The organism is Mesorhizobium sp. L-8-10 (assembly GCF_016756635.1).
GTDB lineage: Bacteria > Pseudomonadota > Alphaproteobacteria > Rhizobiales > Rhizobiaceae.
This window is the reverse complement of the sequence record NZ_AP023263.1, coordinates 659,847-675,209: the sequence shown is the minus strand read 5'-3', so window position 1 is coordinate 675,209 and position 15,363 is coordinate 659,847. Positions and strand designations below refer to the sequence as shown.

5 protein-coding genes are annotated in these 15,363 nt (G+C 66.8%); 1 reads left to right on the top strand and 4 read right to left on the bottom strand.

Annotated elements, in window-relative coordinates; translation table 11 throughout:
- Positions 1-169: 169 nt before the first annotated feature.
- Positions 170-946, bottom strand: a complete 777-nt coding sequence (locus tag JN280_RS03015; protein ID WP_202310045.1) for a cyclase family protein — start codon at positions 944-946, stop codon at positions 170-172.
- 425 nt (positions 947-1,371) lie between these two features.
- On the opposite strand from JN280_RS03015, the gene JN280_RS03010 reads away from it, so the two are divergent.
- Positions 1,372-1,776, top strand: a complete 405-nt coding sequence (locus JN280_RS03010; RefSeq protein WP_202310044.1) for a Fur family transcriptional regulator — start codon at positions 1,372-1,374, stop codon at positions 1,774-1,776.
- Positions 1,777-2,032: 256 nt separating this feature from the next.
- Here JN280_RS03010 and JN280_RS03005 read toward each other — a convergent pair whose 3' ends face one another.
- The 3 genes from JN280_RS03005 to JN280_RS02995 all read right to left on the bottom strand — a co-directional run bounded on the left by JN280_RS03005 (position 2,033) and on the right by JN280_RS02995 (position 14,999).
- Positions 2,033-3,238 carry a penicillin-binding protein activator gene (locus tag JN280_RS03005; protein ID WP_274609253.1) on the bottom strand — a complete coding sequence of 402 codons (1,206 nt, stop codon included), beginning with the start codon at positions 3,236-3,238 and terminating at the stop codon, positions 2,033-2,035.
- Between the two features lie 220 nt (positions 3,239-3,458).
- A complete protein-coding gene (locus JN280_RS03000; protein ID WP_202310043.1) occupies positions 3,459-3,827 on the bottom strand; it encodes a hypothetical protein in 369 nt (122 codons plus the stop codon).
- A 48-nt stretch (positions 3,828-3,875) separates the two neighbouring features.
- Complete coding sequence (locus JN280_RS02995; protein ID WP_202310042.1) at positions 3,876-14,999, bottom strand: VCBS domain-containing protein; 11,124 nt, start codon at positions 14,997-14,999, stop codon at positions 3,876-3,878.
- Positions 15,000-15,363 lie beyond the last annotated feature (364 nt).

Below are 15,363 nucleotides of genomic sequence, written 5' to 3'. Positions count from 1 at the left end.
CGCAAGGTCTCGGCCAATCGTCTACGCTGGTGGTTTGCATAGCCGGCAAAACCAAGCCCCTGCCTTCTCCCCTTGCGGGAGAAGGTGGCCTCGCCCGCGAGGGCGAGGTCGGATGAGGGGTAAGCTGTCTTCGCGAAGCGAAGGCAGCCCGCCGCTTCCTGACGGCCCCTCAATCCTCCAGGATCGCCACGGCCCGCGTCCAGCCGGCGGAGGCCTTCTCGATCTTGACCGGGAAGCAGCTCACCATGAAGCCGGTCGAGGGGAGCTCCTCCAGCCTGTGCAGCTTCTCGATGTGACAGTAGCCGGTGTGGCGTCCGGCCTTGTGGCCTTCCCAGATCAGCGAGGCGTCGCCGGTCTCCCTGTATTTCCTGGCGGTATGGACGAAGGGCGCGTCCCAGCTCCAGCCGTCGGTGCCGGTCACCCTGACGCCGCGGTCGAGCAGGTACATGGTCGCTTCGTAGCCCATGCCGCAGCCGCTCGCCACATAGTCGGGCTGGCCGAATTTGGCGCCGGCGGATGTGTTCACAACCACGATCTCCAGCGGCTGCAGGCTGTGGCCGATGCGCGCCAACTCCGCTTCGACATCGGCCGCCGTGACGACGTAACCGTCCGGGAGGTGGCGGAAGTCGAGCTTCACGCCCGGCTGGAAGCACCAGTCGAGCGGCACCTCGTCGATGCGCATCGATGGTTTGCCGTGGTCCTGGGTGGAGTGGTAGTGCCAGGGGGCGTCGAGATGGGTCCCGTTGTGGGTCGACAGGACGACGCGTTCGACCGCCCAGCCTTCGCCGTCGGGCAGGTCCTCGGCCTTGAGGCCGGGAAAGAAGTTGAGCAGGTCGCCCAGGCTCTGCTTGTGGTCGATATAGGTGATCGCCGGGATCTGGATCGGCGGATCGGCCGGAATATCGTTGGCGATCGAGACCGACAGGTCGATGATGCGGCGGGCCATGGGTTTCCTCCGTTGCAGATGTGTCAGTTTTTCCGGCGCACGACCTTGTTCTTCAGCACGCCGATGTGCTCGACGTCCAGTCCGGCCGACCGATGGTCGCGAGCTTCATCGGCCTCTACCGGGCCGGGATGGGCTCGGCAACTGGATACTGCTCGCTGCCGGCCCTTCCGCGCCCCGGACCTCCATGCCGGCGTGATCCTGCTCGGCGTGCTCGGCTATGTCAGTTCCGTCCTTCTGGCCGCCCTCGAGGCGCCTGCTCGTCTGGCGCAACCGCGCGCGCCGAAACTACCAGCGAAACAAGGGTCGCGCCGTGCCGTCTTGGCGGCATTTGGGAAAATGGCCGTGGCTTGCTATCTATTGGGACGACGATGACAAGAGCGTCGCATCATGCGATCTGATGCGATGACCGCAGGGACAGGAACGGCATGACGGCCAAGGTGGCGCTGACCAAGAACCAGCAGCTCGTGCTCGACAAGCTCGAGGCGGCCCCCGGTCCGCTCAGCGCCTACACGCTGCTCGACCTGCTGCGTGAGCACGGCTTTCGTGCGCCGCTGCAGGTTTACCGCGCGCTCGATGCGCTGATGAAGGAAGGTTTCGTCCACCGCCTCGAAAGCCTGAACGCCTTCGTCGCCTGCTCGAAGCCGCATGACCACGGCCACCGCATGACCGCCTTCGCGATCTGCGATTCCTGCGGCCAGGTCACGGAATTCTCCGACGAAATGGTCGGCGAGCGGCTCGACCAGTGGGTGCGCTCCACGGGCTTCGTCGCCAAGAAGGCGGTCATCGAGTTCCGCGGCACCTGCGCCAAATGCGCCGCGCTTGCGGCGTGAGAGCGGAACTGACTGCATATCGCGTGAAAAGGATTCAGAATCCTTTCACAGTACACGACAGACTGGTCGCGTCTGATCGGCGGCGACATATCCGCTTCGTCATCCACGGACGCGCGCACGCAGCGAAGCGGAGCGCGTGCCGATCCGAGGTTCCATGCCGTGACCGATCCGAAGGCCGCAGACGGTCGAGGAAGAGGATGGCCCCCGTCCACCTGCCCAAGCCCGTTCTGCACCGAAGCAGTCGTCGGCTCATCCGTCAGAATGCTCTGACCGCCTTGACGACAATCTTCAATTGACCTTGCTCGATGCGATGGAGCGGCATTGACCGTTCGCTCGAGCCATCCGGCCGGAAGCGGAACACTCCCGTGGAACCACGAAACCCGGACGGCGTCTGAAGCGTTTCTGGAGCAAACCCGGCGGGGCCCCGTGCGCTCACCAGACCTGCTGCCAGTGCGACGACATCATAAGCATAGGCTCCGTCAAGACCGGGATCGCGATTGTACGCCTGCCGGAAACGCTGTCTCACCGGGCCGATTTCGTCGCTGTCGAGGGTCGCTATCAAGGCACCGTCAAGCGTTTGATCATCCAGGGGATGGTCAAGCCAACGGTGTGAGCCGATGATCCGCATATCGCCTTTGACGAGCCCGCTGCCCTTCAACGCCGCCACGAGTGGCCGAGGGTCGGCCCCACCGGTCGCGATGACGATCGCGTCGGGCGAGTCGACAATGGAGGCAAGATCCGCAGCGACCTTCAGCGGCGATGCCGTCGCGGGACCGAAGCGAAGTGTGATCGCGAGCGACCCGCCGACATTGGCGACAGCGTTGGTAACCCGTTGTTCGACCCGCTGGCCGGCTGCACCTTCCGGCACGATCAGCGCGAATTTTCTGGCTCCCATGCCGGCAACGGCCGCTGCCCCGGCCGCGGCACTGTCGGCTTCGTTCAGAGTGACGCCATAGACCCGGTTTCCGCGCCCGAGATAATCCTCGGCAAGCGACAGCACCGGGGGCCGCCGGGTTCCGGAGATGGCCGCCAGTTGCCGCGACGCCTGTGGCTCGACAGGGCCGAGAATGGCCGCCGCGCCCGAACTCATCGCCTGCTGTGCAAGCTGCTTTGCCCTCGCGTCCTGCCCACCGGTGTCCATGATGGTCAGCGTGATCAGATTGTTGCCCATGTCGTTCATGGCGAGCGTCGCGGCGTCACGCATTCGTGCTCCGCTCTCTCCGAGAGGTCCCGGCGCGGAAAGCGGCAACAGCATGGCAACTTTGACCTGCCCTGTTCCGAGGTTCTTGCTCTCGGCCGCTGGCGCTGCAGCCCTCGATGCCGGTTCTGCCGCCAAGGAATTTGGATCGAGCGCGTCGGCGGCATCACCCTCCGACTGGCAGCCGGACAGCCAGGCCGAGGCCAAAAGAAGGAAGCAAAACCCACACGCCTTCAGCGCAGGGGGCCTTATTGCGAAATTCACCCATTACCCTCCCGAGAATCGGATCGCTGTGGCGGACTCCGCCTCCCCGGCATATCGGTGTGTTCCCCGCAGGAGGCGATCGTGCCCAGCGATCGCACATTGCCGGCCGGATCCCGGGCCTTCGGCGAAACGAAGGTCGAGGAAAGATAGCGATGGACGCATGGCAAGACCCATGGTCCGCCAATCGGCGTTGCGAACATGCGCGCCCGAGACCGGCGGGTCAGTTCATGTACTCGACCATCCGGTTGTGGAAGCACTCGCACTTGTTGATGGTGTCCTCGTCGCGATAACTCGTCTTCAGGTAGCCATAAGCCATACCGCAGGCGACCTTCGCTTCCGAAGCCCACAGGAAGGCCGGCCTGGACGAGTTGATCCATTGGTCGCTCTTGGCGACTGCGATCGCCTCATCCATCAGCCGGACCACTTCGTTCTTCAACGTCGTGTCGCTTTCCGTGAGGATCAGGTTCGAGGTTCCCGCAATCCTGCAATATTCCACTGCGGCACCGGTGTTGAGATCGGCACTCGCCGCCTGCCCTCCCAGAAACATCACGATCGACGCGGCCGCGGCCAGTCTCGAGCTCATGCGCATTCCCCGTTCCCCTAAGTTACCCTGCGAGATTTCGACAATAGATTTCAATCATACGTTATCCGTTTTCGTCCCGGTACCGTCGTCGAACAGAATTTTGATTGCTTCGTCGACATGCGTGTAGCCTTGGAGGACAGCCACCGTCTGGAAATTGTTCCCGCCGCCATCGACATCGACCTGGACCTGCGTGTCGGCGCCGGAAATGATGTTGACATAGCCGGATGTCTCGAGATTGGTCACGCCCGTCAGATTGTCCAGCAGTTCGCTGAGATCGATCGAATCTCCGGACGCTCCGCTCTCGAAATTGACGATGAGGTCATCGATGGCGCCGATCGCATCCGCGCTGACGACGAAGACATCTGCTCCGGCGCCGCCGGTCATCGTGTCGGCACCCAGGCCGCCGACGAGAAGATCATCGCCATCCCCGCCATTGATAATGTCATTTCCCCCGCGTCCGTAGATCAGATCGTCACCGCCGTTGCCGTTCAAGGTGTCGATACCTGACGTGCCATACATCTGGTCTGGCTGCGTTGAGTTTCCGCTCACGGTGATCCCTGGATCGCCGGGGTCGGAGTAGAAGAATTCGAACTTTGCCAGACGTGCCTGGTAGTTGCCCCCGTCATTGTCGAAATAGGAAAGCGTCCAGGTATCTCCCTCCTGTGCCGGATTGGCAGCGAGATATTGCGCAAGGCTGGTGGAGGTCGCGTTGCCCGATGCGTCGAGCTGGAAGATGTTGCTGTAGCTGACCGTAGCCTTCATCAGGCCGGTTGCACTGTCGTAGAACCAGCTTTGTTCGAAGTCCGCTGCGGTCAGATCGTCCTCGACGACCGCAAAGCGGTCGCCGTTGATGATCAGTTCGACCTGCACCTCACCTTCGCGCTGACTTCCTGCATTGTCGGCATTGAACACCGTCGGATTTTGCTCTCCCGCAGGGATCGGAGCGACAACCGGCGTCCGCTGGAAATCGGTCAGAACCTGAATCGTCGCCGTGCCAAGATTCGACATGATCCCGCTGACGAACGCCTCTGACAGCGTAAGGGTTCCTATTTGAGAATTGCCGGAGGTCAATGGCGATTCGCCGTCACCGATCTGACTGGATTCGGCCGGGAGCCGCGTCGGCGGCACCTCGTTGATCGTGACCGTCTGCGACTGCGTCGGTCCGCTTCCATCGGATACGGCGAATGTCAGCGACGTATTGACCGTGTCACCCGGTGCCGATGTTGGTCGGTACACAAGATCATCAAGCAGATTGATGCCGTTGTCCTTGTCATAGACGACAGTTCCGGAGGTAAGAGGCACATAGCTTGAGCCGTTGAAGTAGAAGACACCGCCCGGTACGCCATTCGCAGTCATGACGACATTGTCGTTGGCGTCCGCATCGGTCGGCGTAGCGACGAAGATGGGATAGCCATCAGCATAGCTGGGTGAGCCCAAGGTCTGCTGTGCGGGGTCGCTGGGGACCCAGGTTACAGAATTCCGGATGACGGGCTGATCATCGGCGCCGTTTATGGTGACCGTCACAACCTGGCTGTCGGTGCCGCCATGGCCGTCGTTCACCGTGACGGTCTGGGAGAAGGTGATCGTCTCGCCGGCCCCCAGGAACTGCACCAGATCGTTCGACACGCTGTAGTCCCAGCTGTCGTGATCGGCCGTGAAGCCCGAGGTCAGCGCGGCGATCTGAGCGCCGGTCAGAACGCTGCCCAGCGCGCCGCCCGACCAGGTCGGGCCGCTCAGCAGAGACGACTGGATCGTGTGGCTGTCGGACAGGTCGACGTCGGTGAATGAAAGAACTCCGCTGTCCGTCAGATTTCCGGCAACAACGTTGACGTCCTCCGTGACCGCACCTGCCGTGTCCGCCACCAGGACCGGCGCGTCGTTGGTGCCTGATATGGTGATCGTCACCGTCTGGCTGGCGGTGCCGCCGTGGCCGTCGTCGACCGTCACCGTATAGGTCTGGGTGCGGGTCTCGCCCGCCGCCAGGAAGTCGAGGTCGGCGTCCGCGACCGAGAAGCTCCAGTCGATCGTCCCGGCATTGTCGCCGGTCGAGGCGTTGCCGATCACCGGCACGAAGCTGCCGAGATAACCGGCCGCCGCCGGCGCCGCCGACACCGTGTGGCCGTCGCTGTCGTCGACGTCGCCGAAGTCGAGCGTGCCGCCGACCTGGTGCAACGTGGCGTTCTCGCCCGCTGCGTTGTCGGCGATCTCGGTCACCGAACCGCTGCCCGGACCCGTGCTGATCACCGGCGCGTCGTTGGTGCCCGTGATGGTGATCGTCACCGTCTGGCTGGCGGTGCCGCCATGGCCGTCGTCGACCGTCACCGTATAGGTCTGGGTGCGGGTCTCGCCCGCCGCCAGGAAGTCGAGGTCGGCGTCCGCGACCGAGAAGCTCCAGTCGATCGTCCCGGCATTGTCGCCGGTCGAGGCGTTGCCGATCGCCGGCACGAAGCTGCCGAGATAACCGGCCGCCGCCGGCGCCGCCGACACCGTGTGGCCGTCGCTGTCGTCGACGTCGCCGAAGTCGAGCGTGCCGCCGACCTGGTGCTGCGTGGCGTTCTCGCCCGCTGCGTTGTCGGCGATCTCGCTCACCGAACCGCTGCCCGGACCCGTGCTGATCACCGGCGCGTCGTTGGTGCCCGTGATGGTGATCGTCACCGTCTGGCTGGCGGTGCCGCCGTGGCCGTCGTCGACCGTCACCGTATAGGTCTGGGTGCGGGTCTCGCCCGCCGCCAGGAAGTCGAGGTCGGCGTCCGCGACCGAGAAGCTCCAGTCGATCGTCCCGGCATTGTCGCCGGTCGAGGCGTTGCCGATCGCCGGCACGAAGCTGCCGAGATAACCGGCCGCCGCCGGCGCCGCCGACACCGTGTGGCCGTCGCTGTCGTCGACGTCGCCGAAGTCGAGCGTGCCGCCGACCTGGTGCTGCGTGGCGTTCTCGCCCGCTGCGTTGTCGGCGATCTCGCTCACCGAACCGCTGCCCGGACCCGTGCTGATCACCGGCGCGTCGTTGGTGCCCGTGATGGTGATCGTCACCGTCTGGCTGGCGGTGCCGCCGTGGCCGTCGTCGACCGTCACCGTATAGGTCTGGGTGCGGGTCTCGCCCGCCGCCAGGAAGTCGAGGTCGGCGTCCGCGACCGAGAAGCTCCAGTCGATCGTCCCGGCATTGTCGCCGGTCGAGGCGTTGCCGATCGCCGGCACGAAGCTGCCGAGATAACCGGCCGCCGCCGGCGCCGCCGACACCGTGTGGCCGTCGCTGTCGTCGACGTCGCCGAAGTCGAGCGTGCCGCCGACCTGGTGCAACGTGGCGTTCTCGCCCGCCGCGTTGTCGGCGATCTCGCTCACCGAACCGCTGCCCGGACCCGAGCTGATCACCGGCGCGTCGTTGGTGCCCGTGATGGTGATCGTCACCGTCTGGCTGGCGGTGCCGCCATGGCCGTCGTCGACCGTCACCGTATAGGTCTGGGTGCGGGTCTCGCCCGCCGCCAGGAAGTCGAGGTCGGCGTCCGCGACCGAGAAGCTCCAGTCGATCGTCCCGGCATTGTCGCCGGTCGAGGCGTTGCCGATCGCCGGCACGAAGCTGCCGAGATAACCGGCCGCCGCCGGCGCCGCCGACACCGTGTGGCCGTCGCTGTCGTCGACGTCGCCGAAGTCGAGCGTGCCGCCGACCTGGTGCTGCGTGGCGTTCTCGCCCGCCGCGTTGTCGGCGATCTCGCTCACCGAACCGCTGCCCGGACCCGAGCTGATCACCGGCGCGTCGTTGGTGCCCGTGATGGTGATCGTCACCGTCTGGCTGGCGGTGCCGCCGTGGCCGTCGTCGACCGTCACCGTATAGGTCTGGGTGCGGGTCTCGCCCGCCGCCAGGAAGTCGAGGTCGGCGTCCGCGACCGAGAAGCTCCAGTCGATCGTCCCGGCATTGTCGCCGGTCGAGGCGTTGCCGATCGCCGGCACGAAGCTGCCGAGATAACCGGCCGCCGCCGGCGCCGCCGACACCGTGTGGCCGTCGCTGTCGTCGACGTCGCCGAAGTCGAGCGTGCCGCCGACCTGGTGCTGCGTGGCGTTCTCGCCCGCTGCGTTGTCGGCGATCTCGGTCACCGAACCGCTGCCCGGACCCGTGCTGATCACCGGCGCGTCGTTGGTGCCCGTGATGGTGATCGTCACCGTCTGGCTGGCGGTGCCGCCATGGCCGTCGTCGACCGTCACCGTATAGGTCTGGGTGCGGGTCTCGCCCGCCGCCAGGAAGTCGAGGTCGGCGTCCGCGACCGAGAAGCTCCAGTCGATCGTCCCGGCATTGTCGCCGGTCGAGGCGTTGCCGATCGCCGGCACGAAGCTGCCGAGATAACCGGCCGCCGCCGGCGCCGCCGACACCGTGTGGCCGTCGCTGTCGTCGACGTCGCCGAAGTCGAGCGTGCCGCCGACCTGGTGCTGCGTGGCGTTCTCGCCCGCCGCGTTGTCGGCGATCTCGCTCACCGAACCGCTGCCCGGACCCGTGCTGATCACCGGCGCGTCGTTGGTGCCCGTGATGGTGATCGTCACCGTCTGGCTGGCGGTGCCGCCATGGCCGTCGTCGACCGTCACCGTATAGGTCTGGGTGCGGGTCTCGCCCGCCGCCAGGAAGTCGAGGTCGGCGTCCGCGACCGAGAAGCTCCAGTCGATCGTCCCGGCATTGTCGCCGGTCGAGGCGTTGCCGATCGCCGGCACGAAGCTGCCGAGATAACCGGCCGCCGCCGGCGCCGCCGACACCGTGTGGCCGTCGCTGTCGTCGACGTCGCCGAAGTCGAGCGTGCCGCCGACCTGGTGCTGCGTGGCGTTCTCGCCCGCTGCGTTGTCGGCGATCTCGCTCACCGAACCGCTGCCCGGACCCGTGCTGATCACCGGCGCGTCGTTGGTGCCCGTGATGGTGATCGTCACCGTCTGGCTGGCGGTGCCGCCATGGCCGTCGTCGACCGTCACCGTATAGGTCTGGGTGCGGGTCTCGCCCGCCGCCAGGAAGTCGAGGTCGGCGTCCGCGACCGAGAAGCTCCAGTCGATCGTCCCGGCATTGTCGCCGGTCGAGGCGTTGCCGATCGCCGGCACGAAGCTGCCGAGATAACCGGCCGCCGCCGGCGCCGCCGACACCGTGTGGCCGTCGCTGTCGTCGACGTCGCCGAAGTCGAGCGTGCCGCCGACCTGGTGCTGCGTGGCGTTCTCGCCCGCTGCGTTGTCGGCGATCTCGCTCACCGAACCGCTGCCCGGACCCGTGCTGATCACCGGCGCGTCGTTGGTGCCCGTGATGGTGATCGTCACCGTCTGGCTGGCGGTGCCGCCATGGCCGTCGTCGACCGTCACCGTATAGGTCTGGGTGCGGGTCTCGCCCGCCGCCAGGAAGTCGAGGTCGGCGTCCGCGACCGAGAAGCTCCAGTCGATCGTCCCGGCATTGTCGCCGGTCGAGGCGTTGCCGATCGCCGGCACGAAGCTGCCGAGATAACCGGCCGCCGCCGGCGCCGCCGACACCGTGTGGCCGTCGCTGTCGTCGACGTCGCCGAAGTCGAGCGTGCCGCCGACCTGGTGCTGCGTGGCGTTCTCGCCCGCCGCGTTGTCGGCGATCTCGCTCACCGAACCGCTGCCCGGACCCGAGCTGATCACCGGCGCGTCGTTGGTGCCCGTGATGGTGATCGTCACCGTCTGGCTGGCGGTGCCGCCGTGGCCGTCGTCGACCGTCACCGTATAGGTCTGGGTGCGGGTCTCGCCCGCCGCCAGGAAGTCGAGGTCGGCGTCCGCGACCGAGAAGCTCCAGTCGATCGTCCCGGCATTGTCGCCGGTCGAGGCGTTGCCGATCGCCGGCACGAAGCTGCCGAGATAACCGGCCGCCGCCGGCGCCGCCGACACCGTGTGGCCGTCGCTGTCGTCGACGTCGCCGAAGTCGAGCGTGCCGCCGACCTGGTGCTGCGTGGCGTTCTCGCCCGCCGCGTTGTCGGCGATCTCGCTCACCGAACCGCTGCCCGGACCCGAGCTGATCACCGGCGCGTCGTTGGTGCCCGTGATGGTGATCGTCACCGTCTGGCTGGCGGTGCCGCCGTGGCCGTCGTCGACCGTCACCGTATAGGTCTGGGTGCGGGTCTCGCCCGCCGCCAGGAAGTCGAGGTCGGCGTCCGCGACCGAGAAGCTCCAGTCGATCGTCCCGGCATTGTCGCCGGTCGAGGCGTTGCCGATCGCCGGCACGAAGCTGCCGAGATAACCGGCCGCCGCCGGCGCCGCCGACACCGTGTGGCCGTCGCTGTCGTCGACGTCGCCGAAGTCGAGCGTGCCGCCGACCTGGTGCTGCGTGGCGTTCTCGCCCGCTGCGTTGTCGGCGATCTCGGTCACCGAACCGCTGCCCGGACCCGTGCTGATCACCGGCGCGTCGTTGGTGCCCGTGATGGTGATCGTCACCGTCTGGCTGGCGGTGCCGCCATGGCCGTCGTCGACCGTCACCGTATAGGTCTGGGTGCGGGTCTCGCCCGCCGCCAGGAAGTCGAGGTCGGCGTCCGCGACCGAGAAGCTCCAGTCGATCGTCCCGGCATTGTCGCCGGTCGAGGCGTTGCCGATCGCCGGCACGAAGCTGCCGAGATAACCGGCCGCCGCCGGCGCCGCCGACACCGTGTGGCCGTCGCTGTCGTCGACGTCGCCGAAGTCGAGCGTGCCGCCGACCTGGTGCTGCGTGGCGTTCTCGCCCGCTGCGTTGTCGGCGATCTCGCTCACCGAACCGCTGCCCGGACCCGTGCTGATCACCGGCGCGTCGTTGGTGCCCGTGATGGTGATCGTCACCGTCTGGCTGGCGGTGCCGCCATGGCCGTCGTCGACCGTCACCGTATAGGTCTGGGTGCGGGTCTCGCCCGCCGCCAGGAAGTCGAGGTCGGCGTCCGCGACCGAGAAGCTCCAGTCGATCGTCCCGGCATTGTCGCCGGTCGAGGCGTTGCCGATCGCCGGCACGAAGCTGCCGAGATAACCGGCCGCCGCCGGCGCCGCCGACACCGTGTGGCCGTCGCTGTCGTCGACGTCGCCGAAGTCGAGCGTGCCGCCGACCTGGTGCTGCGTGGCGTTCTCGCCCGCCGCGTTGTCGGCGATCTCGCTCACCGAACCGCTGCCCGGACCCGAGCTGATCACCGGCGCGTCGTTGGTGCCCGTGATGGTGATCGTCACCGTCTGGCTGGCGGTGCCGCCGTGGCCGTCGTCGACCGTCACCGTATAGGTCTGGGTGCGGGTCTCGCCCGCCGCCAGGAAGTCGAGGTCGGCGTCCGCGACCGAGAAGCTCCAGTCGATCGTCCCGGCATTGTCGCCGGTCGAGGCGTTGCCGATCGCCGGCACGAAGCTGCCGAGATAACCGGCCGCCGCCGGCGCCGCCGACACCGTGTGGCCGTCGCTGTCGTCGACGTCGCCGAAGTCGAGCGTGCCGCCGACCTGGTGCTGCGTGGCGTTCTCGCCCGCTGCGTTGTCGGCGATCTCGCTCACCGAACCGCTGCCCGGACCCGTGCTGATCACCGGCGCGTCGTTGGTGCCCGTGATGGTGATCGTCACCGTCTGGCTGGCGGTGCCGCCGTGGCCGTCGTCGACCGTCACCGTATAGGTCTGGGTGCGGGTCTCGCCCGCCGCCAGGAAGTCGAGGTCGGCGTCCGCGACCGAGAAGCTCCAGTCGATCGTCCCGGCATTGTCGCCGGTCGAGGCGTTGCCGATCGCCGGCACGAAGCTGCCGAGATAACCGGCCGCCGCCGGCGCCGCCGACACCGTGTGGCCGTCGCTGTCGTCGACGTCGCCGAAGTCGAGCGTGCCGCCGACCTGGTGCAACGTGGCGTTCTCGCCCGCCGCGTTGTCGGCGATCTCGCTCACCGAACCGCTGCCCGGACCCGAGCTGATCACCGGCGCGTCGTTGGTGCCCGTGATGGTGATCGTCACCGTCTGGCTGGCGGTGCCGCCATGGCCGTCGTCGACCGTCACCGTATAGGTCTGGGTGCGGGTCTCGCCCGCCGCCAGGAAGTCGAGGTCGGCGTCCGCGACCGAGAAGCTCCAGTCGATCGTCCCGGCATTGTCGCCGGTCGAGGCGTTGCCGATCGCCGGCACGAAGCTGCCGAGATAACCGGCCGCCGCCGGCGCCGCCGACACCGTGTGGCCGTCGCTGTCGTCGACGTCGCCGAAGTCGAGCGTGCCGCCGACCTGGTGCTGCGTGGCGTTCTCGCCCGCTGCGTTGTCGGCGATCTCGCTCACCGAACCGCTGCCCGGACCCGTGCTGATCACCGGCGCGTCGTTGGTGCCCGTGATGGTGATCGTCACCGTCTGGCTGGCGGTGCCGCCGTGGCCGTCGTCGACCGTCACCGTATAGGTCTGGGTGCGGGTCTCGCCCGCCGCCAGGAAGTCGAGGTCGGCGTCCGCGACCGAGAAGCTCCAGTCGATCGTCCCGGCATTGTCGCCGGTCGAGGCGTTGCCGATCGCCGGCACGAAGCTGCCGAGATAACCGGCCGCCGCCGGCGCCGCCGACACCGTGTGGCCGTCGCTGTCGTCGACGTCGCCGAAGTCGAGCGTGCCGCCGACCTGGTGCAACGTGGCGTTCTCGCCCGCCGCGTTGTCGGCGATCTCGCTCACCGAACCGCTGCCCGGACCCGAGCTGATCACCGGCGCGTCGTTGGTGCCCGTGATGGTGATCGTCACCGTCTGGCTGGCGGTGCCGCCATGGCCGTCGTCGACCGTCACCGTATAGGTCTGGGTGCGGGTCTCGCCCGCCGCCAGGAAGTCGAGGTCGGCGTCCGCGACCGAGAAGCTCCAGTCGATCGTCCCGGCATTGTCGCCGGTCGAGGCGTTGCCGATCGCCGGCACGAAGCTGCCGAGATAACCGGCCGCCGCCGGCGCCGCCGACACCGTGTGGCCGTCGCTGTCGTCGACGTCGCCGAAGTCGAGCGTGCCGCCGACCTGGTGCAACGTGGCGTTCTCGCCCGCCGCGTTGTCGGCGATCTCGCTCACCGAACCGCTGCCCGGACCCGTGCTGATCACCGGCGCGTCGTTGGTGCCCGTGATGGTGATCGTCACCGTCTGGCTGGCGGTGCCGCCATGGCCGTCGTCGACCGTCACCGTATAGGTCTGGGTGCGGGTCTCGCCCGCCGCCAGGAAGTCGAGGTCGGCGTCCGCGACCGAGAAGCTCCAGTCGATCGTCCCGGCATTGTCGCCGGTCGAGGCGTTGCCGATCGCCGGCACGAAGCTGCCGAGATAACCGGCCGCCGCCGGCGCCGCCGACACCGTGTGGCCGTCGCTGTCGTCGACGTCGCCGAAGTCGAGCGTGCCGCCGACCTGGTGCTGCGTGGCGTTCTCGCCCGCTGCGTTGTCGGCGATCTCGCTCACCGAACCGCTGCCCGGACCCGTGCTGATCACCGGCGCGTCGTTGGTGCCCGTGATGGTGATCGTCACCGTCTGGCTGGCGGTGCCGCCATGGCCGTCGTCGACCGTCACCGTATAGGTCTGGGTGCGGGTCTCGCCCGCCGCCAGGAAGTCGAGGTCGGCGTCCGCGACCGAGAAGCTCCAGTCGATCGTCCCGGCATTGTCGCCGGTCGAGGCGTTGCCGATCGCCGGCACGAAGCTGCCGAGATAACCGGCCGCCGCCGGCGCCGCCGACACCGTGTGGCCGTCGCTGTCGTCGACGTCGCCGAAGTCGAGCGTGCCGCCGACCTGGTGCTGCGTGGCGTTCTCGCCCGCTGCGTTGTCGGCGATCTCGCTCACCGAACCGCTGCCCGGACCCGTGCTGATCACCGGCGCGTCGTTGGTGCCCGTGATGGTGATCGTCACCGTCTGGCTGGCGGTGCCGCCGTGGCCGTCGTCGACCGTCACCGTATAGGTCTGGGTGCGGGTCTCGCCCGCCGCCAGGAAGTCGAGGTCGGCGTCCGCGACCGAGAAGCTCCAGTCGATCGTCCCGGCATTGTCGCCGGTCGAGGCGTTGCCGATCGCCGGCACGAAGCTGCCGAGATAACCGGCCGCCGCCGGCGCCGCCGACACCGTGTGGCCGTCGCTGTCGTCGACGTCGCCGAAGTCGAGCGTGCCGCCGACCTGGTGCAACGTGGCGTTCTCGCCCGCCGCGTTGTCGGCGATCTCGCTCACCGAACCGCTGCCCGGACCCGTGCTGATCACCGGCGCGTCGTTGGTGCCCGTGATGGTGATCGTCACCGTCTGGCTGGCGGTGCCGCCATGGCCGTCGTCGACTGTCACCGTATAGGAAAAGGTGATCGTCTCCCCAACTCCGAGGAACTGTACCAGCGCATTCGGCACGCTATAGTCCCAGCCGTTGGTATCGACGGCAAACCCCGAAGTCAGCGCCGCGATCTCGGCGCCGCTCAGAACGCTTGACAGTACGCCGCCCGACCAGGTCGGGGCGCTCGCCAGCGCGGCGCCGATCGTATGGCTGTCATCGGCGTCGAGATCCGCGAAAGACAGCGACCCGTTTTCCCGGAGGTTGCCGGCGGCGACATCGAAATCCTCCTGCACCCCTCCGAGCGCGTCGATCGTCAGCGTCGGCGGATTGTTCCCGTCGACCTCGCGAACTGGCTCGAGAATCTCGCGCTCCTCAAAAACCGGGAAACTCAGGGCCGTTGGAGGAAGCAGATCCGTCAGGTCGAATGGATTGCCGATCGAGCCGGCCGCCACGTCGAAATTTCCACCGGAGCTTTGGGCTGAGTTCGGTCCGGAGCCAGCCGAGATCGACCCGTCCGCGCCAAAGGCGACGTCGATGCCGCTTGCCTCCAGGGCTGCGAGCAAGGCAATGCGGGGGATCTCAACGTCTCCCAGCATGAAAGTCGGAATGTCGGCGGCCGCATTCTTGATGGTGATGAGCGTCCCGTCGGCCTGCTCGAGAACGAGATCGGCTCCGTTGACCTTGATGTTGTCGATTGAAACGCCGACCGGCAGATGAACGATGTTGTTCGCGTCGGCGACATATTCGCCTGCCGCGGCGGATGCCTGACCATCTGCAGCGGAAGGCGACTGCCCTGCCGGGACCGGCTTGGCCTCAACTGGCGCACCTGTCCCGACATCGACCGGGACCGGATCGGACTGCGTCCCCGGCTGCGCGCCGGTGCCTTCCGCCTGCGCCAGGATCACCTCCCGGGCAGATCCGCGGGTTTCCGCTTCGGCAGCAGCCGGCACCTCACCGTGCGTGACACCGCTGGCGTTCGGCTCGATCGCATTTTCCATGACAGCCCACCCCACAAACAACAATTTTGGCCGACGAAACAGGTTTATTGGATGAATTGCAACCGCAGGCTGACGGACAACATATAATGGGATATGCATTCAATGGAAAATTTCGATATCGTAAATTCATCCTATATACCATAGTATGCAATGCCGTCTTCAGGCCGATCCCAACCTGCCGTTACGGTAAATGAAGACAAAAATCTGGAGTCAATTTTAAGCAAAATAGATCGAAAGCTTTCTATATCCGTTTTCCAGATTCCTTTCCGATAAGTTTGGAGAACATCGGTACCGTTCACCAAAACAGGGTGAGCGCGATGTCAATAAAATGTTCGAGCGTCGGGAAAGTCTTTCGCATCTGCCT

Coding starts and splice junctions, on each gene's coding strand:
- JN280_RS03015 (WP_202310045.1), bottom strand. CDS start 946: ATGGCCCGCCGCATCATCGACCTGTCGGTCTCGATCGCCAACGATATT.
- JN280_RS03010 (WP_202310044.1), top strand. CDS start 1,372: ATGACGGCCAAGGTGGCGCTGACCAAGAACCAGCAGCTCGTGCTCGAC.
- JN280_RS03000 (WP_202310043.1), bottom strand. CDS start 3,827: ATGCGCATGAGCTCGAGACTGGCCGCGGCCGCGTCGATCGTGATGTTT.
- JN280_RS02995 (WP_202310042.1), bottom strand. CDS start 14,999: ATGGAAAATGCGATCGAGCCGAACGCCAGCGGTGTCACGCACGGTGAG.